The sequence below is a fragment of the Streptomyces sp. HSW2009 genome (genome assembly GCF_040240285.1).
Classification (GTDB): domain Bacteria; phylum Actinomycetota; class Actinomycetes; order Streptomycetales; family Streptomycetaceae; genus Streptomyces.
The window spans coordinates 1-326 of record NZ_JBEHZD010001205.1 but is presented as its reverse complement, the minus strand read 5'-3'; the positions used below and the strand labels follow the sequence as shown (position 1 = coordinate 326).

The following is a 326-nucleotide window of genomic DNA, read 5'->3' as shown; positions in this document are numbered from 1 at the left end:
CAACGACCCACCCGATTCGACCACTCATCCAACTCCCCATACGACAACACCACACCACCACACACCAACGCCACACCATCCCGATCCCGCACCACCTCATCACCAAACAACTCCACCACCGAACGACCCGACACACCCCGCACCTCACCACTCCAGCCCGCCAACAACCCTTCCAACTCACCCACACCCAACACCTCAACCCCACTCACCGCATCACCAGAATGCCTCACTGCCCACTCCAAGACGCGGACGAACCGCTGCACCAGCACCTCAGCCGAGCCGCGCTCGAAGAGGTCCGTGCTGAAGTCCAACGCACCGTCCAACAC

The 326-nt window shown here is 61.7% G+C and carries 1 protein-coding gene; it reads right to left on the bottom strand.

The features are described 5' to 3' along the window. A partial coding sequence (locus tag AAHZ94_RS35210; RefSeq protein WP_349997705.1) for a hypothetical protein occupies positions 1-209 on the bottom strand: 209 nt, incomplete at its 3' end. Positions 210-326: the final 117 nt, after the last annotated feature.